Annotated in this window: 20 protein-coding genes; 9 read left to right on the forward strand and 11 right to left on the reverse strand. The window is 67.9% G+C overall.

Features of this window, described 5'->3' with window-relative positions; genetic code table 11:
• The first annotated feature begins 43 nt into the window (after positions 1 to 43).
• Together gyrA and ACGFZ3_RS13020 are read left to right on the forward strand one after the other, a co-directional pair.
• The gene (gyrA, locus tag ACGFZ3_RS13015; RefSeq protein WP_392921677.1) at positions 44 to 2758 is read left to right on the forward strand and encodes a DNA gyrase subunit A; all 2715 of its coding nucleotides are present in this window, start codon (positions 44 to 46) and stop codon (positions 2756 to 2758) included.
• 161 nt (positions 2759 to 2919) lie between these two features.
• Positions 2920 to 5460 carry a membrane-bound PQQ-dependent dehydrogenase, glucose/quinate/shikimate family gene (locus ACGFZ3_RS13020; RefSeq protein ID WP_392921679.1) on the forward strand — a complete coding sequence of 847 codons (2541 nt, stop codon included), beginning with the start codon at positions 2920 to 2922 and terminating at the stop codon, positions 5458 to 5460.
• On the opposite strand, the gene ACGFZ3_RS13025 is transcribed toward ACGFZ3_RS13020, so the two are convergent.
• Both ACGFZ3_RS13025 and ACGFZ3_RS13030 read right to left on the reverse strand, forming a co-directional pair.
• The gene (locus tag ACGFZ3_RS13025) at positions 5461 to 5850 is read right to left on the reverse strand and encodes a DUF3037 domain-containing protein (protein ID WP_392921682.1); all 390 of its coding nucleotides are present in this window, start codon (positions 5848 to 5850) and stop codon (positions 5461 to 5463) included.
• The gene (locus tag ACGFZ3_RS13030; protein WP_392921684.1) at positions 5828 to 6604 is read right to left on the reverse strand and encodes a HipA family kinase; all 777 of its coding nucleotides are present in this window, start codon (positions 6602 to 6604) and stop codon (positions 5828 to 5830) included. Before ACGFZ3_RS13030 ends, ACGFZ3_RS13025 begins: the two co-directional genes overlap by 23 nt.
• A gap of 169 nt (positions 6605 to 6773) precedes the next feature.
• Here ACGFZ3_RS13030 and ACGFZ3_RS13035 point away from each other — a divergent pair, with 169 nt between their 5' ends.
• The 4 genes from ACGFZ3_RS13035 to ACGFZ3_RS13050 all read left to right on the forward strand — a co-directional run bounded on the left by ACGFZ3_RS13035 (position 6774) and on the right by ACGFZ3_RS13050 (position 12597).
• Positions 6774 to 9230, forward strand: a complete 2457-nt coding sequence (locus ACGFZ3_RS13035) for a prolyl oligopeptidase family serine peptidase (RefSeq protein WP_392921687.1) — start codon at positions 6774 to 6776, stop codon at positions 9228 to 9230.
• Positions 9231 to 9474: 244 nt separating this feature from the next.
• Entirely contained in the window at positions 9475 to 11847 is a 2373-nt protein-coding gene (locus ACGFZ3_RS13040) for a GH92 family glycosyl hydrolase (RefSeq protein ID WP_392921690.1), read from the forward strand.
• 1 nt (position 11848) lies between these two features.
• Positions 11849 to 12241 (forward strand): VOC family protein, encoded by a 393-nt coding sequence (locus tag ACGFZ3_RS13045; protein ID WP_392921692.1) that lies wholly within the window; start codon positions 11849 to 11851, stop codon positions 12239 to 12241.
• Positions 12238 to 12597 (forward strand): hypothetical protein, encoded by a 360-nt coding sequence (locus ACGFZ3_RS13050; protein WP_392921695.1) that lies wholly within the window; start codon positions 12238 to 12240, stop codon positions 12595 to 12597. Before ACGFZ3_RS13045 ends, ACGFZ3_RS13050 begins: the two co-directional genes overlap by 4 nt.
• 10 nt (positions 12598 to 12607) lie before the next feature.
• Here the strand turns inward: ACGFZ3_RS13050 and ACGFZ3_RS13055 are convergent, their stop codons facing one another.
• The 6 genes from ACGFZ3_RS13055 to hutI form a co-directional block, all read right to left on the reverse strand.
• Positions 12608 to 13024 (reverse strand): EF-hand domain-containing protein, encoded by a 417-nt coding sequence (locus tag ACGFZ3_RS13055; protein WP_392921698.1) that lies wholly within the window; start codon positions 13022 to 13024, stop codon positions 12608 to 12610.
• 115 nt (positions 13025 to 13139) lie between these two features.
• Entirely contained in the window at positions 13140 to 15260 is a 2121-nt protein-coding gene (locus tag ACGFZ3_RS13060) for a TonB-dependent receptor family protein (RefSeq protein WP_392921700.1), read from the reverse strand.
• Positions 15261 to 15440: 180 nt separating this feature from the next.
• Entirely contained in the window at positions 15441 to 17111 is a 1671-nt protein-coding gene (gene hutU, locus ACGFZ3_RS13065) for a urocanate hydratase (RefSeq protein WP_392921702.1), read from the reverse strand.
• A complete protein-coding gene (gene hutG / locus ACGFZ3_RS13070) occupies positions 17108 to 17956 on the reverse strand; it encodes an N-formylglutamate deformylase (protein ID WP_392921704.1) in 849 nt (282 codons plus the stop codon). The genes hutU and hutG overlap by 4 nt, the downstream gene beginning before the upstream one ends.
• Positions 17953 to 19494, reverse strand: coding sequence for a histidine ammonia-lyase (gene hutH, locus ACGFZ3_RS13075; protein WP_392921706.1), 1542 nt, complete (start codon positions 19492 to 19494; stop codon positions 17953 to 17955). The genes hutG and hutH overlap by 4 nt, the downstream gene beginning before the upstream one ends.
• A gap of 23 nt (positions 19495 to 19517) precedes the next feature.
• Positions 19518 to 20717 carry an imidazolonepropionase gene (hutI, locus tag ACGFZ3_RS13080; protein ID WP_392921708.1) on the reverse strand — a complete coding sequence of 400 codons (1200 nt, stop codon included), beginning with the start codon at positions 20715 to 20717 and terminating at the stop codon, positions 19518 to 19520.
• 63 nt (positions 20718 to 20780) lie between these two features.
• Between hutI and ACGFZ3_RS13085 the strand changes: the two genes are divergently transcribed.
• Together ACGFZ3_RS13085 and hutC are read left to right on the forward strand one after the other, a co-directional pair.
• Positions 20781 to 22160 (forward strand): formimidoylglutamate deiminase, encoded by a 1380-nt coding sequence (locus ACGFZ3_RS13085; RefSeq protein WP_392921711.1) that lies wholly within the window; start codon positions 20781 to 20783, stop codon positions 22158 to 22160.
• A gap of 32 nt (positions 22161 to 22192) precedes the next feature.
• Entirely contained in the window at positions 22193 to 22921 is a 729-nt protein-coding gene (gene hutC / locus ACGFZ3_RS13090; RefSeq protein ID WP_392921714.1) for a histidine utilization repressor, read from the forward strand.
• A gap of 3 nt (positions 22922 to 22924) precedes the next feature.
• Here hutC and ACGFZ3_RS13095 read toward each other — a convergent pair whose 3' ends face one another.
• The 3 genes from ACGFZ3_RS13095 to ACGFZ3_RS13105 form a co-directional block, all read right to left on the reverse strand.
• Complete coding sequence (locus ACGFZ3_RS13095) at positions 22925 to 23962, reverse strand: restriction endonuclease (protein WP_392921717.1); 1038 nt, start codon at positions 23960 to 23962, stop codon at positions 22925 to 22927.
• Between the two features lie 220 nt (positions 23963 to 24182).
• Entirely contained in the window at positions 24183 to 24677 is a 495-nt protein-coding gene (locus ACGFZ3_RS13100) for a phasin family protein (protein WP_392921720.1), read from the reverse strand.
• A gap of 88 nt (positions 24678 to 24765) precedes the next feature.
• The gene (locus ACGFZ3_RS13105) at positions 24766 to 25041 is read right to left on the reverse strand and encodes a polyhydroxyalkanoic acid system family protein (RefSeq protein WP_392921723.1); all 276 of its coding nucleotides are present in this window, start codon (positions 25039 to 25041) and stop codon (positions 24766 to 24768) included.
• 120 nt (positions 25042 to 25161) lie between these two features.
• Between ACGFZ3_RS13105 and ACGFZ3_RS13110 the strand changes: the two genes are divergently transcribed.
• Complete coding sequence (locus ACGFZ3_RS13110) at positions 25162 to 25962, forward strand: FHA domain-containing protein (protein ID WP_392921726.1); 801 nt, start codon at positions 25162 to 25164, stop codon at positions 25960 to 25962.
• Positions 25963 to 26078 lie beyond the last annotated feature (116 nt).

The raw sequence follows: 26078 nt of genomic DNA on the forward strand, positions 1-26078 counted from the left end.
GCCGGCGCGACGGACTGGACCGCTACCAGACAACGGAACCCGAATGGCAGAAAACGCCAAGGAAATCATCCAGGTCAACCTGGAAGACGAGATGCGCAAGAGCTACCTCGATTACGCCATGAGCGTGATCGTGGGGCGCGCCCTCCCGGATGCGCGCGATGGCCTCAAGCCGGTGCATCGCCGCGTGCTGTACGCGATGAACGAGCTGAACGCGCACAGCAACAAGCCTTACTACAAGTCGGCGCGTATCGTCGGTGACGTCATCGGCAAGTACCACCCGCATGGCGACCAGTCGGTGTACGACACGCTGGTGCGCATGGCGCAGCCGTTCTCGCTGCGCTACATGCTGGTGGACGGCCAGGGTAACTTCGGTTCGGTCGACGGCGACTCCGCCGCGGCGATGCGTTACACCGAAGCGCGCATGTCGCGGCTCACCCATGAGCTGATGGCGGACATCGACAAGGAAACCGTCGATTTCCAGCCCAACTACGACGAAAAGGAACTGGAGCCGACGGTCATGCCGACCCGGTTCCCGAACCTGCTGGTCAACGGTTCGGCCGGTATCGCGGTGGGCATGGCGACCAACATCCCGCCGCACAACCTGACCGAAGCGATCAACGCCTGCATCGCGCTGATCGAGAACCCCGAGATCGACGTCGACGGCCTGATGGAGTACATCCCGGGCCCGGATTTCCCCACCGCCGGCATCATCAACGGTACCGCCGGCATCGTCGCCGGCTACCGCACCGGTCGTGGCCGGGTGCGCATCCGCGCCAAGGCCGATATCGAAGTGGCCGACAACGGCCGCGAATCGATCATCGTCACCGAGATTCCGTACCAGGTGAACAAGGCCCGGTTGATCGAAAAGATCGCCGAGCTGGTCAAGGAAAAGAAGCTCGAGGGCATCAGCGAGCTGCGCGATGAGTCCGACAAGGACGGCATGCGCATCTACATCGAGATCAAGCGCGGCGAGTCGGCGGAAGTTGTGTTGAACAACCTCTACCAGCAGACCCAGATGGAATCGGTGTTCGGCATCAACATGGTGGCGCTGGTCGATGGCCGCCCGCAGTTGATGAACCTCAAGCAGATGCTCGAGGCCTTCGTGCGCCACCGCCGCGAAGTGGTCACCCGGCGCACCGTGTTCGAGCTGCGCAAGGCGCGCGCCCGTGCCCACGTGCTGGAAGGCCTGACCGTTGCGCTGGCCAACATCGACGAGATGATCGAACTGATCAAGACCTCGCCCAATCCCAACGAAGCCCGCGAGCGCATGCTCGCGCGCCTGTGGGAGCCGGGCCTGGTCGGTTCGATGCTGGGCGCGGCCGGTGCGGAAACCTCGCGGCCGGAAGACCTGCCCAAGGGCGTGGGCCTGATCGAGGGCGGCTACCAGCTGACCGAGATCCAGGCCACCCAGATCCTGGAAATGCGCCTGCACCGCCTGACCGGGCTGGAGCAGGACCGCCTGACCGAAGAGTACAAGCAGCTGCTGGAAACCATCGCCGGGTTGATCCACATCCTGGAAGATCCCGACCGCCTGCTGCAGGTCATCCGCGAAGAGCTGGTCAACGTGCGCACCGAGTTCGGCGACGAACGCCGCACCGAGATCCGCCACAGCGAAGAAGACCTGGACATCCTGGACCTGATCGCACCGGAAGACGTGGTGGTTACCGTGTCGCACGCCGGCTACGTCAAGCGCCAGCCGGTCAGCGCCTACCGCGCCCAGCGTCGTGGCGGCCGCGGCCGCAGTGCGGCGTCGACCAAGGAAGAGGATTTCATCGAACAGCTGTGGCTGGTCAACACGCACGACACGCTGCTGACCTTCACCAGCTCGGGCAAGGTGTTCTGGCTGCCGGTGCACCAGCTGCCCGAAGCCGGCTCGAATGCGCGCGGGCGCCCGATCATCAACTGGATTCCGCTTGAATCCGGTGAGCGGGTGCAGGCGGTGCTGCCGGTACGCGAGTATGCCGAAGGCCAGTTCGTGTTCTTCGCCACCCGCAACGGCACCGTCAAGAAAACCCCGCTCAGCGAGTTCGCGTTCCGCCTGGCGCGGGGCAAGATCGCGATCAATCTCGACGAAGGTGACGCGCTGGTCGGCGTCGGTCTGACCGACGGCGATCGCGACATCCTGCTGTTCGCCTCCAACGGCAAGACCGTGCGCTTCGGCGAAGACCGCGTCCGCTCGATGGGCCGTACCGCCACCGGCGTGCGTGGTATCAAGATGCCCAAGGGCGAGGAAGTGGTCAGCCTGATCGTGGCCGAACGTGCCGGCGGCAGCGAGGACGAGAGCGACGACGACGTACAGGTGGAAGAGACCACGGTCGAGAACGGCGACGCCGTGATCGAAGGTGGCGACGACGACAGCATGCTGTACATCCTGACCGCAACCGAGAACGGCTACGGCAAGCGCACCCCGCTGCCGGATTACCCGCGCAAGGGCCGTGGTACCCAGGGTGTGATCGGTATCCAGACCACGGAGCGCAACGGCAAGCTGGTCAGTGCGGTGCTGATGGGTTCGCGCGACGAGGTCCTGCTGATCTCCGACGGCGGCACCCTGGTGCGCACCCGTGGCTCGGAAATCTCGCGCGTGGGCCGCAACACCCAGGGCGTGACCCTGATCCGCCTGTCCAAGGACGAGAAGCTGCAGGCGGTGGAGCGGATGGATGCGTCCATCGACGATGTCGAGGATGAGGTCGATACGGCGGCAACGCCGACCGTGGCCGCTCCGGAAACGGCAGTCGGCGACGACACCCCACAGGGTTGATCGACATCGCAAGGTAGAACGGACAACGCCGGCCCAGTGCCGGCGTTGTCCGTTTCGGGGCGCGCAAAGAACGCACGGCATTCACACCCACGCTGGCATAAGCGGAGAAGCCGGCCAGCGGGGAGGCCGGCACAAGGTTCTGCCGTCCCGGGGAGATGCCGATGTCCGCTGCGCCGTCGTCCGATCCGATCGTGGAGGTGCCCGCGCGCCATCCACTCATCACCGTGCTCGCCATCCTCCTGCTGCTGCTGGGTCTGGTGCTCGGCGGCCTCGGCATCTGGCTGGTCCAGCTCGGCGGCTCCTGGTACTACGCACTGGCCGGCCTTGGCCTGCTGGCATCCGGCGTGCTGCTGTGGGGCAACCGTCGCAGCGGCGCCTGGGTGTACCTGCTGGTGTTCGTCGGCACCTTCGGCTGGACGTGGTGGGAATCGGGCAGTGACTACTGGCGCTGGGTGCCGCGCCTGGGCACGATCACCGCACTGGGTTTCCTGCTCGCGCTGCTGTTGCCGACCCTGCGCACGCCGGTGCCGCGGCGCGTCTCCCGCACCCTGGCCGGGGTGCTGGGCCTGATATTCGCGGTGGCGTTCACCCTGGCCTTCGTCCCGCACGGCGCGGTGGCCGGTGCGCACGCATTCCCGGTCGATGCCGCCGGTACCGGGCTGGCCCCGACCCGTGAGGTCAGCCCGCAACCGGCCGACCAGCCCGCCCCGGGCGACTGGACCGCCTGGGGCCGCAGCAACGCCGGCACGCGCTATTCACCGCTGCAGCAGATCACCCCGGCCAATGTCAGCGAGCTTGAGCTGGCCTGGCAGTTCCGCACCGGCGACCTGCCGAAGAAGCGCTGGGGCGCCGAGACCACCCCGCTGAAGGTGGGCGACAGCCTGTACCTGTGCACCGCGCGCAACCAGCTGATCGCGCTGGACGCGGCAACCGGCAGGGAACGCTGGCGCTTCAATCCCAAGGTGAAGGATGCTTCGATTCCCTACACGGCCGCGTGCCGGGGGGTGGCCTACTACGAAGTGCCCGGCGTGCCGCAGGTTGACCCCGTACTGGCCGACGTCGCCGCCGACCTGGCACTGCCCGAACCGCCGCCCAGCCTGGGCACCCGGCCGCTGGCGCCGGGAAATCGCGCGCTGTGCGCGGCACGCATCATCGAAGGCACGCTGGATGGGCGCCTGATCGCGGTCGACGCCGCCACCGGCCGGCCGTGCCCGGGCTTCGGCAACAACGGCCAGGTCGACATCACCCTGGGCATGGGCGAGGTGCCACCGGGCTATGTCTCCATTACCTCGCCGCCGGCGATCGTGCGCGGGGTGATCGTCACCGGCCACCAGGTGCTGGACGGACAGCGCCGCGATGCCCCCTCCGGGGTCATCCAGGCCTACGACGCACAGACCGGCAAGCTGCGCTGGGCGTGGGACATGGATGCACCCGACCGCAGCGGACTGCCACCGCAGGGCCAGACCTACACGCGCGGCAACCCCAACATGTGGACCACTGCCACCGGCGATGAGCAGCTGGGGCTGGTGTACCTGCCAATGGGCAATTCGGCCGGCGACTACTGGAGCGGTTCGCGCACCGGAAACCAGAACCGCTATGCGACCTCGCTGGTGGCGTTGGACGTGGCCACCGGCAAACCGGTCTGGAACTTTCAGGCAGTGCGCAAGGATGTCTGGGATTACGACCTGGGCTCGCAGGCCACATTGATTGATTTCCCGACCGCCGCCGGCAAGGTGGCGGCGATCCTGCTGCCGACCAAGCAGGGCGATCTGTACGTGCTGGACCGGCGCACCGGCGCGCTGCTGACGCCGTCGGAAGAGCGCGCGGTGCCCGGCGGCGGGGTAGAGCCCGAACAACGTGCGCCGACCCAGCGATTCTCGCTGTACCACACGCTGCGCAAGCCCGACCTGACCGAGCGCGACATGTGGGGCATCACCCCGATCGACCAGCTGGTGTGTCGCATCCAGTTCCGCAGGGCCAGTTATCAAGGGTTCTATACGCCGCCAACGGCTGACCGCCATTCCATCGAGTACCCGGGCTACAACGGCGGTTCGGACTGGGGCAGCGTCGCGGTGGATCCGCGCCATGGCGTGATCGTGGCCAACTACAACGACATGCCCAACTACAACCGGCTGGTGCCGCGCGCCGAAGCGGACCGCAAGGGCTGGGTGCCGCGTGAGCAGGTGCGTGCCGACCGCGGCGGCGCTGAAGGGGCAGGGGATCCGCAGACCGGCACCCCGTATGCCATCGACGTCAACGCCGGCTGGCGGCTGCCGTTCACCAAGCTGCTGTGCAAGCAGCCGCCGTATGGGGGCATCCGCGCGATCGACCTGCGCACGGGCCAGCTGCTATGGGACCGCCCGTTCGGCAGTGCGCGTGGCAATGGACCGTTCGGCATCCGCTCCGGCCTGCCCATCGAGATCGGTACGCCGAACAACGGCGGCTCGGCGGTCACCGCCAGCGGCTTGATCTTCATCGCGGCCGCCACCGACGACCTGCTGCGCGCCATCGACCTGAAGACCGGAAAGGAGCTGTGGCACGCCAAGCTGCCGGCCGGTGGCCAGGCCAACCCGATGGTCTACGAATACGCCGGCCGCCAATACGTGGTGATCATGGCCGGCGGCCACCATTTCATGGAAACCCCGGCCGGCGATTACGTGATGGCCTATGCGTTGCCGAAACAGCCGGCAACACCCCGGTAATCACACCACCCGCACCATCTTCCGCATCAGGTGCTCCACCACGCCCTCGGGATCTGCGGTGCGTCCCACATGCGTGCTGGACATCTGCACCACCGAACTGCGCTTGGCGGTGAGGAAATGGAACCGCGCGCGCGCCGGCAGCTGCGCGATGGGGCCTGCGGTTGCGTCGCCCCTGCAGATCGCCACGATGGCATCCAGCCAGGGCTGCAGCGCTTCGAGGTCGAGCGACGGCGCGAATGCCTGCATCCGCGCCGGATCGATCTCGATCGCCGCCTGCAGGTGCCGGGCACCCGGACAGGAAACGATCACTCCTACGTTGATGAACTCTTCGCGTTCCACCCGCGGTACCACGCGGATGACCGCATAGTCATACGTGTGCAGCGTGGGCACGGATGGCCTCCTGTACGAACGCGGCGCGTGCCTGCAGGCGGCGCTTGAGGTAATCGACATACGCCTGGCGATACGCCACCGGGCTGTCGAACGCCGGTTCTCCCACCAGCCAGCTGTCCGGGACCAGCGCGACGATGCGTTCAATCTCCGCATCCGGCAGCCGCGCCGCCATCTCACCATCCACCTCGGCGATTTTCGTGGCGAACGACAGCAGCACCTGGTCGCGGATCAGCACGAAGGGCTTTTCGCAGGCTTCGCCCGCATTGGCCCAATCGTGGTGGAAGTACATCGCCGCACCGTGGTCGATCAGGTACAGCTTGCGGTGCCACACCATCAGGTTCGGGTTGCGCGCAGTGCGGTCCACATTGCTGGTGAAGGCATCGAACCACACGATCCGCGAGGCGAGGTCGGCATCCACCGGCATCGCCGCCACGTCATAGTTGATCGCGCCGGGCAGGTAATCGCTGCCCAGGTTGAGGCCTTCGCTGGCGCGGATCAGGTCCTGGATTTCCGGGTCCGGCTCGGTGCGCGCGAACTCGCGGTCAAGCTCGACGAACACGATCTCCGGAATCGGCAGGCCCAGGGTGCGTGCGATCTCGCCGGCAACCAGCTCGGCAATCAACGCCTTCGGGCCCTGGCCGGCGCCCCGGAACTTGAGCACGACCATGCCATCGTCGTCGGTCTCGACCACAGCGGGCAGCGAGCCGCCTTCGCGGAGCGGGGTGATGTAACGAAGCGCGTGGACGGTACGCAAGGGGCATCCAGTGATGGAACGAACGGCGCCACTTTACCGCATTGGCCAACGCAGCCCGAACGCACATCCAGTGCTTTCGGCCCATTCCCGGCACAGCCCCCGGTGCTAGATTCAGGGGCATGCCGGCGACATGTGCGCCGCCGGGACCCACACCTTCAAGGGGATCTGGATGCTCATCCGTCGTACCTGTCTTGCCACGGCCGTTGCCGCGGCCGCGCTCTGCCTTGCTGCACCGGCATTCGCCGATTACGCCAAGCCACCGGAGCAGCTGCTCAAGGTCCTCAAGGCGCCGCCACCGCCGCAGCCCAGCCTGGACCCGAGCGGGCAGCGGCTGCTGCTGACCACGCTGCAGACCTATCCGTCGATCGAGCGCGTGGCCCAGCCGTACCTGAAGCTGGCCGGCGTGCGGCTGGAGCCGAAGAACCGCAGTCGCCACGATACCCAGGGCGGCTACGGCATTCCGGCCTGCGTCGCGGACTTCTCGCTGGTCGATGTCGGCACCGCCCGCACCACCAAAGTGGTGCTGCCACAGGGCTGTGCCGGCGTGGCGCAGTGGTCGGCCGATGGCAGCCACTTCGCGTTCCAGAACGCAGTAGATACCTCGGTGCAGCTGTGGGTCGGTGATGCGCAGACCGGCCAGGTCAAGCAGATCCCGGGCGTGCAGCTCAATCCCATCTTCGGTTACACCGTGCAGTGGCTGGGCGGCGGCCAGCAGCTGCTGGTCAAGACCGTGCCGGCCAACCAGGGCCCGGCGCCGACCAGCGGCAACGGTCGCGGTGGCCCGGACGTGCAGGAATCGCTGGGCAGCAGCGGCGAGAGCAGCACCTACGAAGCCCGCGACACCCTGACCAGCGCGCATGACGAAGCCCTGTTCGCGTACTACGGTGCCTCGCAGCTGGCCGTGGTGGACGCCAGCGCCGGCAGCGTGCGCGCCATCGGCGCGCCGGCGCTGTACAACGAAGTCAATGCAGCGCCCGATGGCGTGCATGTACTCACCGAAACCCTCAAGGCGCCGTTCTCGCATGCGGTGACCTACCAGCGTTTCGCCAATGACGTGGCGGTGTTCGACCTCGGCACGGGCCGCAGCACGCCCATCGCCAGCCTGCCGCTGGCCGACCGCGTGCCGGTGCACGGCGTGCCCGAAGGCCCGCGCGATTTCGACTGGCGCTCCACCGAGCCGGCCACGCTGGTCTATGCCGAAGCGCTGGACAAGGGCGACTGGAAAGTGACCGTGCCGCACCGCGACCGCGTGCTGGCGCTGAAGGCACCGTTCTCCGCCAAACCGCAGGAAATCGCGAGGACCGCGCAGCGCTTCGAAGGCATTGCCTGGAGCGCGGATCCGGCGGTGTCGTTCCTGTTCGAAAACGATGAGAACCGCCACTGGCGGCAGACCCGCATCGTCGATGTCGACCAGCCCGGGAAAGAAGGCCGCCTGCTCTGGGACCTGTCCAGCGACGAGCTGTACGCCGACCCGGGCAACCTGGTGTTCAAGCGCCTGCCCAACGGCGCGCCGGTGGTACGCCAGGACGGTCGCTTCGTGTTCCTGCGCGGGCAGGGCAGTTCGCCGCAGGGCGACCGTCCGTTCCTCGACCGCCTGGACCTGGACTCGCTCAAGACCGAGCGCCTGTTCCGCAGTGACGCCGACGCCTATGAGCAGGTGTTGGGCCTGACCGCCACCCCGGGCCGCTACCTGACCTGGCACCAGTCGGTGATGGACCCGCCGAATGCGTTCGTGCGCCAGCAGGGTGAGCGCGCTGCCACCGCAAGAGACGGCGAGGCCCAATACGCCTCCACCGCCACCGCGTTGACCACGCTCACCGACCCGACCCCCGAAGTGCGCCAGATCAAGAAGCGCCTGGTCACCTACAAGCGCGCCGACGGCGTGGATCTGTCGTTCACTCTGTACACCCCGCCGGGCTACCAGGAAGGCCAGCGCGTGCCGGCGATCCTGTACGCGTACCCTGCCGACTTCGCCAATGCGGCGCAGGCCGGGCAGGTCTCCGGGTCGCAGCAGACCTTCACCCGCCTGGCGCCGTACCGACTGATGCTGCTGGCCGGCTACGCGATCATCGACAACGCCGCGTTCCCGATCGTGGGTGATCCGAAGAACGCCTACGACACTTACCTGGAGCAGCTTGAAGCCGATGCCAAGGCCGCAGTCGACAAGGCGGTGGACCTGGGCGTGGTGGACCGCAACCGGATCGGCGTCACCGGGCACAGCCATGGCGGCCTGATGACCGCCAACCTGATCGCGCACACCAACCTGTTCAAGGCTGGCGTAGCCACCAGCGGTTCGTACAACAAGACCTTCACCCCGTTCGGCTTCCAGAACGAGCGGCGCTCGGTGTGGCAGGCGCAGGACGTGTACCTGAAGGCCTCGCCGTTCTTCTATGCGGACAAGATCAAGCTGCCGCTGCTGCTGGTCCACGGCGAGGATGATGCCAACCCGGGTACCGAACCGTTCCAGTCGCGCAAGCTGTACCAGGCGATCCGCGGCAACGGCGGGATCACCCGGCTGGTGATGCTGCCCAACGAGCCGCACTGGTATACCGCGCTGGAATCCAACGAGCAGCTGGTGTCGGAAATGCTCAACTGGTTCGACACCTACGTCAAAAACGCAAGGTAGAGCCACGCCCTGCGTGGCTGGGGCGCTGGAACATCGGGGAGCCACGCAGGGCGTGGCTCTACGATCTGCGGGGGATGAAGCGACTCGCGGAGGAGCGTCGCGTACGGCGATCTCGATGCTCTGCGCATCCCTGGCAGTGCCATTGGTCTGATTGCGGAGCGGGTTTGGATCGATACAATCGATCCAGCCACGCCGGACGTGGCGCAACGTTGATGGCCCGTCCTTTCCGCTTTGGGAGTTCGTCGTGCACCGTTCGATGCTGGTTGCCGTTTCGCTTGTCCTGACCGCCGCGCCCTGCGCCCTGCAGGCCGCCGACCTCGCCGCCGAGGTCAATCCCTTCATCGGCACCACCAATGCCGGCAACGTGTATCCGGGTCCGTCGATGCCGTTCGGCATGGTGGCCTTCAGTCCCGAGATGACGCCGCTGCCGGGCAAACGCTTCGCGATCGCGGCACCGGGCGGGTACGAGTGGCGCGGCAACGGCGTGCGCGGCTTCAGCCTGACCCACGTGTCAGGCACCGGCTGCACCGGGGCCAGCGGCGATGTGCCGATCATGCCGATCACCACCAAGGTGGAACTGTCGCCGTCGTCGGCCGAGGCCGGGCTGCGCTATGCCAGCGTGCTGGACCACACGCGCGAATCGGCCAGCCCCGGCGCGTACCAGCTCACGCTCGACAACGGCGTGGTGGTGGACCTGGGCGCCACCGCGCGCACGGCGGTGGGACAGTTCCAGTTCCCGGCCGACAAGCCGGCCAACCTGCTGTTCCGTACCTCCGACAGTGAGGTGGGCAGCACTGATTCCAGCATCGTGATCGATCCGGCCACGCGCACCGTGCGCGGCACGGTCACCGCCGGCAACTTCTGCGGTTACCTCGCCGAGGATCGCCGCGAGAGTTACTACACGCTGCATTTCGTTGCCGAATTCGACCAGCCCTTCGAGGTCGGCGGCACCTGGCGCGACGAGACCGTGCAGGCCGGTGCGCGCGAAGGCAGTGGCGGTACCAGCTACGGCACCCAGGGCCACCCGCCGGTGGGCAAGGGTGCAGGCGGCTGGATCCAGTTCGATCCCAAGCGCAGCCCGAAGGTGACCGCGCGCGTCGGCATTTCCTACGTGGACGAGGCCGGTGCACGCGCCAACCTGCGCCGCGAAAGCCCGGTCGGCACGACCGTGGAAGCGACCCAGGCGGCGACCCGCGCCGAATGGAACAAGGCGCTGGGCCAGGTGCGCGTGGCCGGCGGAACGCCCGACGAACGCACCGTGTTCTACACCGCGCTGTACCACACGCTGCTGGCGCCCAACCTGTTCAGTGACGGCGATGGCCGCTATCGCGGGATGGACGGCAAGGTGCATGCGCTGTCGAAGGGTCAGCGTGCGCAGTACGCCAACTACTCCGGCTGGGATGTGTACCGCTCGCAGCTGCAGCTGGTCACGCTGCTGCAGCCGCAGGTCGGCTCGGACATCGCGCAGTCGCTGCTCAACCAGGCCGACCAGAACGGCGGCGTGTGGGATCGCTGGACGCACCTGACCGGTGCCACCGGCGTGATGAACGGCGATCCGTCGCCGCCGTCGGTCGCTGCGATCCACGCGTTCGGGGGGCGCAACTTCGATCTGAAACGCGCCTATGCCTCGCTCAAGCAGGCGGCCACGGTGCCGACCGAACGCGACCTCAGCCGGCGCGGCTGCCCCGTGCTGTGTGTCGGCCAGCGGCCGGGCCTGGACCAGTGGATGGCGCTGAAGTACATGCCGGTGGGCGCGCCGGGCTGGGGCACCGCCTCGGACACGCTGGAAATGGCGGCGGCGGATTTCGGCCTTGCGGAACTTGCCAATGCCGCAGGCGACACAGAGGGGGCGGCACTGTTCCGGCAGCGCTCCGGCTGGTGGCGCAACCTGTACAACCCCAAGGCCACCGCCCAGGCCGGCTACATCCAGCCGCGCAATGCCGATGGCAGCTGGCCGGTGTTCGATCCGGCCTCGGATGAGGAGTTCGTCGAAGGCAGCGGTGCGCAGTACCTGTGGATGGTGCCGTTCGACCCGGCCGGGTTGATCGCCACGCTTGGCGGCCGCGACGCGGCCATCCAGCGCCTGGATGCATTCTTCCGCAAGGAAGACGGCGCGTGGGCGGTGACAAAATCGGGCCCGCTGCATGCCGAGCTGGACAACGAGCCCTCGGTGGCGGCACCGTGGCTGTACAACTTCGTCGGCCAGCCGTGGAAAACACAGGAAACCGTGCGCCAGGCCATGCGCCAGATCTGGACCAACGCGCCCGAAGGCATGCCTGGCAACGATGACCTGGGCCAGATGTCGTCGTGGTACGTGTGGTCGGCGTTGGGCCTGTACCCGCTGTACCCGGGCCGTGCCGACCTGGTGATCGGCAGCCCGCTGTTCCGCGAAGCGGTCATCCAGCGCCCCGGCGCCACCCTGACCATCACGGCCAACGGCGCGGCGATGGACGCACCGTACGTGCAGTCGCTGCGCGTGGACGGCAAGCCCAGCGAGGCCAGCTGGTTGCCGGCCAGCGTGGTGCAGAAGGGCGGCACCCTGGAGTTTGAGCTGGGCACGGCGAAGAACACGCAATGGGGCACCGCCACGCTGCCGCCGTCGTATGGGCCGAACTGACATGCTGCACCACATTTCGCTCGGCGTTCGCGACCTGGTTGCTGCCGGCAGGTTCTACGATGCAGCGTTGAACGCGTTGGGCTACCGCCGTGTGTTCGAGGACGACACGGCGATCGGTTACGGACTGATCGATGACCAGGATCTTCTTTGCTTGAAGCTCCGGGACGATGCCAGCGCACCGGGGGCCGGCTTCCACTTGGCCTTCGCGGCACTGTCGCGTGAGGCAGTTGATGCCTTCCATCGCGCCGCCCTCCAGGCCGGCGGTCGTGATAACGGTGCGGCGGGGTTGCGGCCGGATTACGGCGACGGTTACTACGCAGCATTCGTCATCGACCCGGATGGTCACCGGATTGAGGCGGTGGTCAACGCCGTGGCAGGGCCCAGCCAAGCGTGAATTTCACCCATCCGCTCCTGCAGCGCAGTGCCTGCATCCTGCCGTGGGTGGGGTTGGCCGCGAGTGTGGCCATGGCATTCGTGGTGACCCTGTTCGGGGCACTGCTGCTGCCGCAGTTCGTGGAGATGTTCGGCAGCGCCGGCCAGCCATTGCCGTGGATCAGCCGCGTCTACAGCCAGGGCTATCTGCTTGCCTGGATGGCGCCGCTGCTGGTGGGGGCATGCTGGTACCTGGGCCCGCCCATCGCCGGCCGGATCCTGGCCGGGCTGCTGGGCCTAGGGGCTGGAGTGCTGGGCTCGGTGGGCGTGCTGTTTGCGATGTACCTGCCTTACTTCATGCTGGGTTCGCTGGTCTGACCGGCGTTGCCTATGGTCGCCAGAACCCGACCTGCAGCTCGGCCAAGGTCAGGTCGTTGTCATGGTTGGTGTCCAGCGACTGGAAGCGCATCTCCGCCACGCGGCGCACTTCCTCGTCGCTCAGCTCGCCATCACCGTTGAGATCGGCGACCCGGATGCGGTCTGCACCCGTGAGCTGGCCATCGCGGTCGGGGCCGAGCAGGGCCTGTACTTCTTCGACCGTGACCCGGTAGTTGTGATCGGCATCGAGCGTGCGGAACAGCGCGCTGCCGTCGTACTCGTCTTCGCTGACCAGTCCGTCGCTGTTCCTGTCGAGCGTGGCGAAACGGGTGGCGGCGGTGTCGCCCATCGATTGGGCGTGACCTGCGGCGGCAACGCCCAGGCAGAGCAGGAGGGAACAGGCGAGGCGCGATGCGATCTGGCTCACGGGAAGCTCCGCAGCAGGGCAGGGAAGGCATTCAGTCTCCGCCGTGCAGGCGGGTACGGCTACGGCAATCCCCGCGTCCGGCGCCAGTATTTCTACTGGCGCCGCTCCGTTTGCTTCAATTGAAGCGCCAGCGGATGCCTGCGTACACCCCGCGCCCGTCGCCCGGTGTCGAGCGGGCCACGTCCTTGCCAGCGTCGTCATAGCCCGGCGTGACGGTGGCCGCGTAATGGCGATCGCCCAGATTGCGCAGCTCGGCCCAGGCCTGCCACCGACCGTTCGGGGCATCGAATCCCACGCGTGTGCCGAAGATCAGATGACTGTCGGCGCGGAAGCTGTTGGCGTAGTCCACGAACATCGACGAGGCGTATTCGGTGTTGACCGCGGCGTAGAGCCCGGTCGGATGATCGAAGCGCAGTTCGCCCTGGTAGTAGTGGCGCGGCAGGCCCGGCAGGCGGTTGCTGCCGAAGCGGGCATCGTGGCGGTAGCGGAAGTCGCTGAAGGTGTATGCCTGGCGCAGCGAGAGGCGACCGTCGGCGCCCTGCCACAGGGTGCTGTCCAGCCCGGCCTCGATGCCACGGTGCACGGTCGGGCTGGCGTTGTTCTCGGCCACGAACAGGTTCGGCACCGGAGCGACTTCCACGCTCAGCAGTTCATGCAGCACGCGCGCGTAGTAGCCGGTCAGTTCCCAGCGGCCCAGTGCGCTGTCGCCGCGCGCGCCCAGTTCGAGCGTGGTGGCGGTCTGGTTGTCCAGCGCCACCGGTGCGCGCTGGCGCCCACTGGAGGCACCGTTGCCGGGGGCGAAGTACAGGTTCGAGCCCCAGATCATCGACCACGGGTGCGCCGGTTCCACCGAGCGGCTCAGGTTTCCGAACCACTGCGTGGCAGGTGTCTGCTGCCAGGTGAAGCCCACGCGTGGTGCGTAATCCCAGTCACTTCCCGACATCCGCCCGGGGGTGCTCGGCCAGGTAACCTGCACGTCGTGGCGCGTGTTGATCAGTGCAAGGCCGGTCTGCAGGCGCAGGGTGTCGCTCAGCGCCAGGTCGTTGCCTGCATGCAGCGTGCTGTGGGTGCCGTGGTGGGAGAAGTCGCGGGTGTGGGTGCCGGCGGGGTACCCGTTGCTGGGGTAGCGCAGGGTTTCGCGCACGTCCGCATCCAGGTCGTGGGTGATGCGCAGGCCGAGCGTGGTCACGCTGTCGCGCCCGAACAGCCGGTGCTGCCGCCGGTAATCCAGCGTGGCGTTGAGGTTGGTGTAATCCAGCTGCTGCCGATACAGGCTCTCGTTGAGATCCATCGGGTAGTGGTGGTAGACCAGCCCGGCCTGCAGTGAGGAATCGCCATCGATCTGCAGCGTGGTCACGTTGCCCAGCCAGGTGCTGCCCGGCTGTGGGCGCCGCGCATCGATCGCCAGGTTGGCTGGGTTGGCCGCGCGGGGATCGTTGCGGATCTGTGCGCGGGTCAGGCGCCCGGGCGTCTGGTGGTTGGTTTCGCGGTAGCGCAGGAAGAAGCGCGTTTCCAGCCCCGGAGTGATCTGCCAACCCACGTTGGCCATTGCGCCTTTGCCGTCGCCGGCGGCGTGCCGCTGGTAGCCGTCGTATTCGGTATCGGTGTAGGCCAGGTAGTAGTCCACGTCGCCCGCCACGCCGCCGTAGCCCACGCTGCGCTTCTGGTAGCCACGGCTGCCGGCGTCGTACTGCAACTCCAGGCCGGCGGCATCACGACCGCTGCGGCTGACGTAGTTGATCGCGCCGCCCAGCGCCAGCGCACCGGTTTCAAACCCGTTGGCCCCGCGCAGCACCTCGGCGCGGCTGAGCCACAGTGGCTCCAGCAGTTCGTAAGGGGTACCGCCCGGGCCGGTGAGGGGCAGCCCGTCCAGCGAAACGGAGATGCCGGACGCATGCGCGCCGGGACCACGATTGATGCCCGAGCCCCGAATGGACACCTTTGCCCCTTCGTTGCCGGGCGACTGCGCGCTGATGCCGGGCTGGTAGGCCAGCACATCGGCGGTGCCGGCCAGGCGGCCGTCGATGCGGGCCAGGTCGATCACATTGCCGGCACCGGGCACGCGCTTGAGCGCGGCACGGGCCTGTTCGGTGGTGTCGGCGGCGGTGACGTTGACCGATTCCAGCGTGGTCGGCTTGTCAGCCGGGGCGGCGGAGGCGGTGGCAACCAGTACGGTGGAAAGGGTCAGGCTCAGCGTGGACAGGGTGGGGCGGTGCAGCGACAGGAGAGGGGGCATGCGTATGGAATCGGTACGAAATGGGGCAGCGGGCGGCCAGGTGCGACCTGTAAACCAGCGAGAGGCCGCGAAAGTTAACAGGTTGCGCCGCCGCCGTCACCCACCGAAGCCGCAATCCCGATCATCGCAATGCCGTCACCGGGCGCGGTGTGGTTATCGGCAGTCGATCGGGATGCGACCCTACCGGTGCAGAATCCCGGGCAGATCCAGGCCTTTCTCCTTCGCGCATTCAATCGCGATCTCATAGCCTGCATCGGCATGCCGCATCACGCCGGTGGCCGGGTCGTTCCACAGCACGCGCGCGATGCGTTTGGCGGCCGCTTCGGTGCCGTCGCAGACGATCACCATGCCGGCGTGCTGCGAGAAGCCCATGCCCACACCGCCGCCGTGGTGCAGCGACACCCAGGTGGCGCCGCTGGCGGTGTTGAGCAGGGCGTTGAGCAGCGGCCAGTCCGATACCGCGTCCGAGCCGTCGGCCATCGCTTCGGTTTCGCGGTTCGGCGAAGCCACGCTGCCGCTGTCCAGGTGGTCGCGGCCGATCACCACCGGCGCCTTGAGCTCACCGTTGGCGACCATTTCGTTGAATGCCAGCCCGAGGCGATCACGATCCCCCAGGCCTACCCAGCAGATGCGCGCCGGCAGGCCCTGGAACTTGATCTTCTCGGCGGCCATGTCCAGCCAGCGGTGCAGGTGCGGGTTGTCCGGAATCAGTTCCTTCACCTTTGCATCCGTTTTGGCGATGTCCTCCGGGTCGCCGCTCAGTGCGGCCCAGCGGAACGGGCCGATGCCGCGGCAGAACAGCGGGCGGATGTAGGCGGGCACGAAGCCGGGGAAATCGAAGGCGTTTTCCACGCCTTCTTCCAGCGCCATCTGGCGCAGGTTGTTGCCGTAATCCACGGTCGGCACGCCCAGCGCATGGAAGGCGAGCATGGCCTGGATGTGGTTGGCCATCGACGCGCGCGCGGCTTTCTCGACGACCTTGGGTGCGGTCACGCGCTGTTCGTCCCATTGCTCGACCGTCCAGTCCTGCGGCAGGTAGCCGTTGACCGGGTCATGCGCTGAGGTCTGGTCGGTCAGCAGGTCCGGCTTGACTCCGCGCACCAGCAGTTCGTCCAGCACGTCGGCGACGTTGCCGAGCAGGCCCACCGACAGCGGCTTCCTGGCCGTGCACGATTCCTCGATCAGGCGCAGCGCTTCGTCCAGGTTGTCGGTCCAGGTGTCCAGGTAGCCAGTGCGCAGGCGCATCTCGATGCTGCTCCTGCGGCACTCCACCGCCAGGCACGAGGCGCCGGCCATCACTGCGGCAAGCGGCTGCGCGCCGCCCATGCCGCCCAGGCCGCCGGTGAACAGCCACTTGCCGGCCAGGCTGCCGTTGTAGTGCTGGCGGCCCATTTCCACGAAGGTTTCGTAGGTGCCCTGCACGATGCCCTGCGCGCCGATGTAGATCCAGCTGCCGGCGGTCATCTGGCCGTACATGGCCAGGCCCTTCTTATCCAGCTCGTTGAAGTGGTCCCAGTTCGCCCAGCGCGGCACCAGGTTGGAATTGGCGATCAGCACGCGCGGCGCATCGGCATGGGTGCGGAATACGCCCACCGGCTTGCCCGACTGCACCAGCAGGGTCTGGTCGTCTTCCAGGCGGGTGAGGCTCTCGATGATGGCGTCGTAGCTTTCCCAGTCGCGCGCGGCGCGGCCGATGCCCCCGTACACCACCAGTTCCTGCGGGCGCTCGGCCACGTCCGGGTGCAGGTTGTTCATCAGCATGCGCAACGGTGCCTCGGTCAGCCAGCTCTTGGCGGTGAGCGTGCTGCCGGTGGGGGCGATGATGGTGCGGGTGGAATCGTGACGGCTCATGCAGCACTCCGGGAGTTCGCGAATTCAAGGCAGGCGCTGAGCACCTGCTGCAGCGTGTGGCGCAGCGGTGCAGCGTGGTCGGGGTCGAGCGGGGTGGGCCAGCTGTGCACGTCCACCTGTTCGGGCTCGTGCATGTAGCCGCGGCAGGCCAGTTCCATCTGCAGGCTGTGCACGCCACTGGCAATGTCGCTGTAATGGCGGGTGATCCAGCCGCCCTTGAAGCGGCCGTTGCGCACATGCGGCAGGCCGCTGATCCGGCACAGGTTCTCCACCACGTCGCTGAGCGCGTTGTCGCAGGAGGTATCCGGTGCGCCGGAGGGGCCGGCAGTACCCAGGTTGAACTGCGGCAGCTGCCCGTCGAACAGGTGCGGGATGTGCGAGCGGATCGAATGCGCGTCGTACACCACCACGGTGCCGTGCCGCTGGCGCAGGCGAACGATCTGGGCAGCCAACGCAGCATGGTAGGGCGCGAAATACGCATCGCGGCGCCGGGCGATCGCTTCTGCATCCGGTTCCCGGCCCGGGTGGTACAGCGGCTGGTTGTCGAACGTGGTCAGCGGGCACAGGCCGGTGGTGTTCTGGCCGGGATAGAGGGACACGCCGCTGGGATCGCGGTTGAGGTCGATCACCGAGCGCGAAATTGCCGAACGGATCGTCGTGGCCCCCATGCGCTGCGCGAAGTCATACAGCTCATGCACCCACCAGTCGGCATCGCGGCGGGCCAACCACGGCGATACGAAATCGCCAACCAGCGCATCCGGCAGCTCGGTGCCGGTGTGCGGGAAGCTGACGATCAGCGGAGCATCACCCTCGTGTACCTGCAGCCAGTCAGGGTGGGCGTTCATGCCAGTGGCTCCACCTGCGGCAGGATGTCGGCGAGCCCTTCGGCCAGCGCGCCGCTGCGCACCAGCGCGGTGGCAGCGACCATGTCCGGGTGGAAGTAGCGGTCGTCCTGCAGGGTCGGCACCTGCGCGCGCAGGCGCTGACGCACCGCTTCGAGCGCATGGCTGGAGCGCAGGCCGCGGTGGAAGTCACAGCCCTGCGCGGCGGCCAGCAGTTCGATGCCCACCACGTTGGCCGCGTTCTCGGCCATCTGCAGCAGGCGGCGTGCGCCATGCGCGGCCATCGACACGTGGTCTTCCTGGTTGGCCGAGGTGGGAATCGAATCCACGCTGGCCGGGTAGGCGCGCTGCTTGTTTTCCGAGACCAGTGCGGCGGCGGTCACCTGCGGAATCATGAAACCGGAATTCAGGCCCGGCTTCGGAGTGAGGAACGCGGGCAGGCCCGACAGCGCCGGGTCGACCAGCATCGCGGTGCGGCGTTCACTGATCGAACCGATCTCGCACACCGCCATCGCCAGCATGTCGGCGGCAAACGCCACCGGTTCGGCATGGAAGTTGCCGCCGGACAGCGCTTCGTTGGTATCGGTGAACACCAGCGGGTTGTCCGACACGCCGTTGGCTTCGATCGCCAGCGTGGTGGCGGCCTGGCGCATCACATCAAAGGCCGCGCCCATCACCTGCGGCTGGCAGCGCAGGCAGTACGGGTCCTGCACGCGCACGTCGTTGTCGCGGTGCGATTCGCGGATCGCCGAGCCCTGCATCAAGGTGCGCAACGCCGCTGCGGTGGCGATCTGGCCACGCTGCCCGCGGATCTGGTGGATGCGTGGATCGAACGGGGTGTCCGAGCCCTTCGCCGCTTCCACCGACAGCGCGCCGGTGACCAGCGCGGCCTGGAACACGGTGGTGATCTCGAACAGCCCGGCCAGCGCATAGGCGGTGGAGTACTGGGTACCGTTGAGCAGGGCCAGGCCTTCCTTGGCGCCCAGCACCAGCGGCGCCAGGCCGAAGCGCGCCAACGCATCGGCGGCTGGCAGGCGCTCGGCGCCGACGAATGCCTCGCCCACGCCGATCATCACGCTGGCCAGGTGCGACAGCGGCGCCAGATCGCCGGAGGCGCCGACCGAGCCCTGGCACGGAATCACCGGCACCAGGTCGTGCTGCAGGAACGCTTCCAGCAGCGCCAGGGTTTCCGGGCGGATACCCGAGGCGCCCTGGGCCAGGCTGGTCAGCTTCAGCGCCATCATCAGGCGCACTACCGGCGCAGGCATCGGCTCACCGACGCCGGCCGCGTGCGACAGCACGATGTTGCGCTGCAGGGTTTCCAGATCGTCGCGCTCGATGCGCACGCTGGCCAGTTTGCCGAAGCCGGTGTTGATGCCGTACACCGGCTCGCCCTTGGCCACGATATCGGCCACGGTCTGCGCGCTGCGGCGCACCGCCTCGGCCGACGCCGGGTCCAGGCGCACGCGGGCACCGTCGTAGATCGCGCGCCAGTGCGCCAGCGTCACCGCGCCGGGCTGCAGGGTCAGGGTCGTACTCATGGAATCTCCAGGCATCACTATGTTCAGACGGATACGCCGCGCATCACGCGTGCGTGCAGGGGGTTGAAGCCGATGCGGTAGACAAGGTCGGCAGGCGCCTCGATGTCCCACACGGCCAGGTTGCAGTCCAGCCCGACCGCCAGGCGGCCGACGCGCGCCTGCCGGCCCAGCGCACGCGCCGCTTCCCGGGTGAAGCCGGCGATGCACTCGTCCACGGTCATGCGGAACAGCGTGGCGGCCATGTTCATGGCCAGCAGCGGGCTGGTCAGCGGCGAGGTGCCCGGATTGCTGTCGGTGGCCAGTGCCAGTGGTACGCCGGCCGCGCGCAGCGCGTCGATCGGGGGCAGGGTGGTGTCGCGGGTGAAATAGAACGCGCCTGGCAGCAGCACCGCCACGGTGCCGGCGGCACGCATCGCGGCGATACCCTCGGCATCGAGGTGTTCGACGTGGTCGGCCGACAGTGCGCCATAGCGTGCGGCCAACGCGGCGCCGTGCTGGTTGCTGAGCTGTTCGGCGTGGATCTTCACCGCCAGCCCGTGCGCCTGCGCGGCCACGAACACCTGCTCGGCCTGCGCGGTGCTGAAGGCGATGTTCTCGCAGAACACATCGACCGCTTCGGCCAGGTCCTGCGCAGCCACCGCCGGAATCATCACGTTGCACACCTCATCGATGTACTCCTGTGCCTGCCGTCCCGGCGGCACCGCGTGCGCGCCGAGGAAGGTGGGTACCACCTCGACCGCGCGCTGCCGCGACAGCTCGCGGGCCACGCGCAGCTGCTTGGTTTCGTCTTCAAGCGAGAGACCGTAGCCGGATTTGATTTCCACCGTGGTGAGGCCTTCGGCCAGCATCGCGTCCAGCCGCGGCAGGCTGGCGGCCAGCAGCTCCGCGTCGCTGGCGGCACGGGTGGCGCGTACGGTGGAGACAATGCCGCCGCCGGCACGGGCGATGTCGGCATAGCTCACGCCCTGCAGGCGCTGTTCGAACTCGTTGGCGCGGTTACCGGCGTACACCAGGTGGGTGTGGCAGTCGACCAGTCCCGGGCTGATCCAGCGCCCGCCGCAGTCCACGCGTCGGGCCGGCCGCAGGTGCGTTTCGGAACCTGCCGGGCCGACGTGCACGATGCGCCCTTCGTGGGCGGCAATCACCCCGTCGCGGATCACGCCCAGCCCGGGGCCGTCGACGGTGATCAGGTGGGCGTTGGTCCAGAGGGTGTCACAGTGCATGGCAGCAACCACGGCGGCTTATATGTCTATACAATATAGGCGCCACTTCCGGGATGTCCAGTGATGCCAGCCAACCCCGCTTCCGTCCTCGCTTTCCACGCCGACCATGCCCTGCTGCCGCAGGGGTGGGCGCGCAATGTGCGCATCGTCTGCGCCGGCGGCACCCTGCAGTCGGTCACCCCGGGCGCGGCCGCGCAGCCCGGGGACACCGCACTGGCGATCGCGCTGCCCGGCCTGGGCAACCTGCACAGCCACGCCTTCCAGCGCGGCATGGCCGGCTTGACGGAAATCGGCGGGCGCAGCGGCGACAGCTTCTGGAGCTGGCGCGAACTGATGTACCGGTTCCTGGCCCACCTGCAGCCCGATGCGGTGCAGGCCATCGCCGAACAGGCTTACGTGGAGATGCTCGAATCCGGCTTCACCCGCGTGGGCGAGTTCCACTACCTGCACCATGCCCCGGATGGCGCGCCGTATGCCGACCGCGCCGAGATGGCCGCGCGCATCGCCGCGGCAGCGCAGGGCAGTGGCATCGGCCTGACCCTGCTGCCGGTGTTCTACGCGCACGCCGATTTCGGTGGCGCCGCGCCGAACCCGGCCCAGCGCCGGCTGCTGCATGACGTGGACGGGTTCGCCGCGCTGCTCGACGGCTGCCGCCATGCGCTGCGCGGGCAGGACGATGCGGTGCTGGGCATCGCACCGCACAGCCTGCGCGCGGTGACTGGCGAGGAGCTGGCGGCGCTGCTGCCGCTCAACAACGGCCCGGTGCACATCCACATCGCCGAGCAGACCCGCGAGGTGGATGCCTGCGTGGCCTGGAGCGGGCTGCGCCCGGTGCGCTGGCTGTACGAACATGTCGCCGTCGATGAACGCTGGTGCCTGGTGCATGCCACCCACGTGGATGCCGACGAAGTGCAGCGCATGCTGGCCAGCCGTGCGGTGGTCGGGCTGTGCCCGATCACCGAGGCCAACCTCGGCGATGGGCTGTTCCCGATGCAGGCCTTCGCGCGTGGCGGCGGCCGGTTCGGAGTGGGCTCGGATTCCAACGTGCTGATCGATGCGGCCGAAGAGCTGCGCCTGCTCGAATACGGGCAGCGCCTGCAGCTGCGTGGGCGCAACGTGCTCGCCCCGCAGGAAGGCGTGTCCAGCGGGCGCTGGCTGTTTGAACAGTCGCTGCAGGGCGCCGCGCAGGCCTTGGGCGTGATCACTGGCCTGCAGCCCGGTGCGCCGGCCGACGTCGTGGAACTGGACCCGCAGCACCCGACGCTGATCGCGCGCGAAGGCGATGCCTGGCTTGACAGCTGGGTGTTCGCCGCTCGTAATGGCGCCGTCCGATCGGTCTGGCGCGGAGGGCGCGAGCTGGTACGGCATGGCCGCCACCTGCAGCGCGACGCCGTTGCAGCGCGCTTTGCCCACGCCCTGCGCGGCGTGCTTGCCGCGCACTGAACGTGGCTGCCACCCCCTACCAGGATTCCCGCGTGACCGGCAAGAAAGCCGAAACCCTCAACCAGCGCATCCGTGCCGAGCTCGAGAGCCGCATCCTGAGCGGCGAATGGGCGCCGGGGTTCCGCATCCCGTACGAGCACGAGTTGATGGAGCAGTACGGCTGCTCGCGGATGACCGTCAACAAGGTGCTCACCGCGCTGGCCGAGAGCGGCATGATCGAGCGCCGGCGTCGTGCCGGCTCGTTCGTGGCGCGCCAGCCGCCGCACCTGGAACAGGTGGCGCTGGAGATTCCCGACATCGCCATGGCAGTCGGTGCGCGCGGCCATGCGTACGGTTACCAGCTGCTGGACCGCGCCTACCGCGCGCCCAACACGCAGGTGGATGAGGAAATGGCATTGTCCGCTGGCGAGAAACTGCTGGCCATCCGCTGCCTGCACCGGGCCGACGGCAAGCCGTTGGCGCTCGAACACCGGCTGATCAGCCCGGTCGGGGTGCCCGAAGTGCTGGACGTGGATTTCAACACGACCGCGCCGGGCAGCTGGCTGCTGCAGAACGTGTCCTGGACCCGCGCCCAGCACCGGATCAGCGCGTGGGGCGCCGATGCCGCAGCAGCGGCCCTGCTTGAAGTGCCGCTGGGCACCGCGTGCCTGGTGATCGACCGCCTCACCTGGCGCGGCGAACAGCCCATCACCTGTGTACGGCAGATGTTCCTGGGCGATGCCTGGGACCTGGTGGCCCGGTTCGCGCCCGGCGCGCGGTGAAGCTTACGAGGTGGCGCACTGGCGCCAGCGCACCGGCTCGTCGGTGTTGATGCGGGGATTGAGCTGGATGCGCACCGTGCGCAGTGCCGGATAGCGCTTCACCTGGGTGCAGATGCGCGGCCAGACCTCGTCGATCTCGGCCGAACGGTTGACCGCCAGCGTCTGCCGGGTCTGCCAGAACGCGCTGAGCACGCCCTCCTGCTGGGCAAGCAGCGTTGCCAGTTCGCGCTGGTAGACCGCCAGCGTGGCCGCATCGGGGTCGGCGATGGTGCCGAGGATCTGGTTCGGGGCAGTGCTGTGCGCGGCGGTCGTCGGTGCACCGGCTGCGGCGGCCGGCGCCGGGCTGGATGGTTGCGCCGGTGCAGGGGCCGCTGGAGCGGGCGCGGTGGCCGCCGGCCGAGGCGGTGCCTCAACCGGTGCAGGCGTCTGCGCTGCCTGGTCCAGACGTGAGGTCAGGTACCCCATGCCCACCAGCAGGCCAAGGGTCAGCGAACCCAGCGCGGCGATCGAGATGCGCCGCACCGCCTCGCGGCGTGCCTCGTGCTTGACCCGGGCTTCCACGTCACCGGGCAGGTAGGGCTGCAGCATCGGCCACAACAGGCTGCCGTCCAGCACTTCAACGCTCTGCTTTTCGGCGGTCGAGCGGCCATCCCGTTCAACCATGCCCTCGGTGATGAGGATGCCGCCGCGGGCACCGGCCAGACGCGCCGCGGCGCCCAGCTCATTCACCGCCGCCCGGCCGATCCGGTAGGCGCGGCCATGCTTGCATGACACAAGGAACCGCTGGTGCTGTGCATCCTGCATCAGGAAGTCACTGCTGGGCTCACGGCTGTCGTCGGCATCGCCGGTCACGTCCTGCAGGCCGCGCTGCTCGTGCAGTGCGCGTCGCACGATCGCGGAGAAGTCCCGCCAGTGCATCCCGGCCAACGCGCTGAGCCCCAGCCGGGTCTCCTTGCGGCGACGTTTCACCAGCCAGAAGTAGGCCGCGGCGAGGGACCAGACAACGAAGGCCAGCAGCAGAGCCAGAAACCAGGAGAACATGGGACCCAGGGATGAACACGGAGGCGTGGACCACAGTTTATATGCGCCCGGGTCTGTCTGCGGGATGCCGTTCTCAAATTGCGGACACAAAAAACCCGCCAATCCTTAGCCGTGAGGGGAGGGAACAAACGGCGCAGAAGCAATTGGCGGGTCTGGCTGGATTGTCAACAAAGTCGTGTTGCTTTGCAACAATCACAGTACGGTTGCGTGTGGGCGCCGGTCAGGGGTCCGAGCCGGGGGACTGGTGAGTACCTGGACGCGGGTCCGCGTTCGGCGAAGCGTTGCGGGCCTCGGCGCGGTTGAGCCGGGTGGTGAGGGCATCGATCCGCGCATTGAGCGCAGCCACATCCTCGGCCGTGGGAATATGCAGGCGCTTGAGGACGCCCTGGACGCGGTCGTCGAAGGCCTTTTCGACCTTGTCCCAGGTCCCGGCGGCCTTTTCCCGCGCTTCGCCCAGATGTTCCTCGACGTTGTCGCGCCAGCGCGGCGTGTCGCCGGCCCGCTCCCGATTGCGGGCGTCGACGGCTTCGCCTTCCTTGACAAGGTCATCCAGAACGCGGGTTCCTTCGGCCTGGGCGCGCGCGAACGCGCCAAGCCCGGCCAGCCAGATCTGCTTGGCCGAACCGGTCAGCTGGCGCGAGAAGCGCTCTGCCTGGTCCTGCAGCGAGGGCTTTTCGCCCGGGGTGCGGTCATCGTAGTCGTCATGCGTGTTCATGGGGGGCGATCCTGTGAGTGGCCACCCCCGATCCTACCCAGCGCTTCGATTGTGCGGTGTGATGGCGCGGTTCCTCCTCGCCGGTGGTTCAGGCGAGCTTTTCCTGCAGCACGCGGCGGATTTCGCCTTCGACCATGCTTTTCATCATGGATACCGGAAACCCCAGTTCGGCGGCAACGTGGACCTGGCCGGGCAGCAGCGCTATCCGGCCGTCAACGCCCGAGCCGTTGAACGTCAATGCACTGCCAACCCAATCGGCCTGGACGCCAAACTTCTGCTGGAGGCTTTTCGTCATGTCTTCGATGACCTTGCGCGCGGCGTCATCGGTCTGGGCGTGGGTATGGAGGATATCGATCTTGGACATGCTGGCTCCTGCGGGCGGCTGACGTAGCGGGGGATGCATTGTGCGCATCTGCTCAGCCAACTCCAAGCCGTGCGTCACACTTCTATCCGGACGGACGCCCAACCTGCTAGGCTGCGCCGCGTGCAGAACCTGCTTGTTCACTTCACTCATCGCCAACACCCCGACCAGCCGTTGCGGCCGGGGGTACAGCGCATCGTGCGTCATGCGTCGGGCAGCGTCCGCCTCGGCGGCGACGCCGCCGGCACCCTGCTGCTGGCCCAGTTCTGCCTGGACGACCGCGGCTTGTGGCTGCAGGTGGCCACCGGCATGCGCGGCATTCACGTGAATGGTCGCCCGGTAAGGCGGATGGCGCTGCTGCGGCCCGGCGACGCGGTCTACGCCGACGGCGTGGAAATGTTGATCCAGGGCGAATGCGAAGCCCTCAGCCATGCCCCGTCGCGCAGCGATGACGTCGCAGAAGACCAGCGCCTGCTGCGCGGGGTCGGCGGGCAGCATCACGGCCGCAGTTTCACCCTGGACCGCCCACGGGTGATCGGCCGCGGCGCCGAATCAGACATCGTCATCGACGACCCGGCGTTCGCTGAACAGCACGCGCGCCTGGAGCGCCATGGCGAGCGTCTGCTGTTGCGGGATCTGGGCGCAGGCGAATCGACCCGGGTCAATGGCGTCAGCGTTCGCCATTGCTGGCTGCAGCCCGGCGACCAGCTGGTCTTCGATGCCCAGCACCGGTTCGTGCTGGAAGTCCCGCACGACGGGCGCAAACGCGTGGCCAGCGTGGAAGAAGATGAGCTGCTCGACCTGCCATCGCCGGTGGAACCGCTGGCGAAGCCGAAGCGGGTGAGCCGCTGGCCATGGCTGCTCGGCAGCGCGCTGCTGCTGGCCGGCCTGATCAGCCTGCTGCTGTGGTTCGGCGCGCGGTGAACGCGTCGCCCGACCAACGGTCGGGCGCTACCGCCACGGCGCACGATCGCCGGTAACACACGACCGGTGGTCGTGTGGCGGCGCCGATAGATTCGGATGCAACCAATTTCCCCTTG

The organism is Stenotrophomonas sp. NPDC047960, assembly GCF_043204395.1.
Taxonomy (GTDB): domain Bacteria; phylum Pseudomonadota; class Gammaproteobacteria; order Xanthomonadales; family Xanthomonadaceae; genus Stenotrophomonas.

Bases quoted from the DNA above. Each gene is read 5' to 3' on its own strand.
- gyrA (WP_392921677.1), top strand. From the start codon at position 44: ATGGCAGAAAACGCCAAGGAAATCATCCAGGTCAACCTGGAAGACGAG.
- ACGFZ3_RS13020 (WP_392921679.1), top strand. From the start codon at position 2,920: ATGTCCGCTGCGCCGTCGTCCGATCCGATCGTGGAGGTGCCCGCGCGC.
- ACGFZ3_RS13035 (WP_392921687.1), top strand. From the start codon at position 6,774: ATGCTCATCCGTCGTACCTGTCTTGCCACGGCCGTTGCCGCGGCCGCG.
- ACGFZ3_RS13045 (WP_392921692.1), top strand. From the start codon at position 11,849: ATGCTGCACCACATTTCGCTCGGCGTTCGCGACCTGGTTGCTGCCGGC.
- ACGFZ3_RS13060 (WP_392921700.1), bottom strand. From the start codon at position 15,260: ATGCCCCCTCTCCTGTCGCTGCACCGCCCCACCCTGTCCACGCTGAGC.
- hutU (WP_392921702.1), bottom strand. From the start codon at position 17,111: ATGAGCCGTCACGATTCCACCCGCACCATCATCGCCCCCACCGGCAGC.
- hutG (WP_392921704.1), bottom strand. From the start codon at position 17,956: ATGAACGCCCACCCTGACTGGCTGCAGGTACACGAGGGTGATGCTCCG.
- hutH (WP_392921706.1), bottom strand. From the start codon at position 19,494: ATGAGTACGACCCTGACCCTGCAGCCCGGCGCGGTGACGCTGGCGCAC.
- hutI (WP_392921708.1), bottom strand. From the start codon at position 20,717: ATGCACTGTGACACCCTCTGGACCAACGCCCACCTGATCACCGTCGAC.
- ACGFZ3_RS13085 (WP_392921711.1), top strand. From the start codon at position 20,781: ATGCCAGCCAACCCCGCTTCCGTCCTCGCTTTCCACGCCGACCATGCC.
- ACGFZ3_RS13095 (WP_392921717.1), bottom strand. From the start codon at position 23,962: ATGTTCTCCTGGTTTCTGGCTCTGCTGCTGGCCTTCGTTGTCTGGTCC.
- ACGFZ3_RS13100 (WP_392921720.1), bottom strand. From the start codon at position 24,677: ATGAACACGCATGACGACTACGATGACCGCACCCCGGGCGAAAAGCCC.
- ACGFZ3_RS13105 (WP_392921723.1), bottom strand. From the start codon at position 25,041: ATGTCCAAGATCGATATCCTCCATACCCACGCCCAGACCGATGACGCC.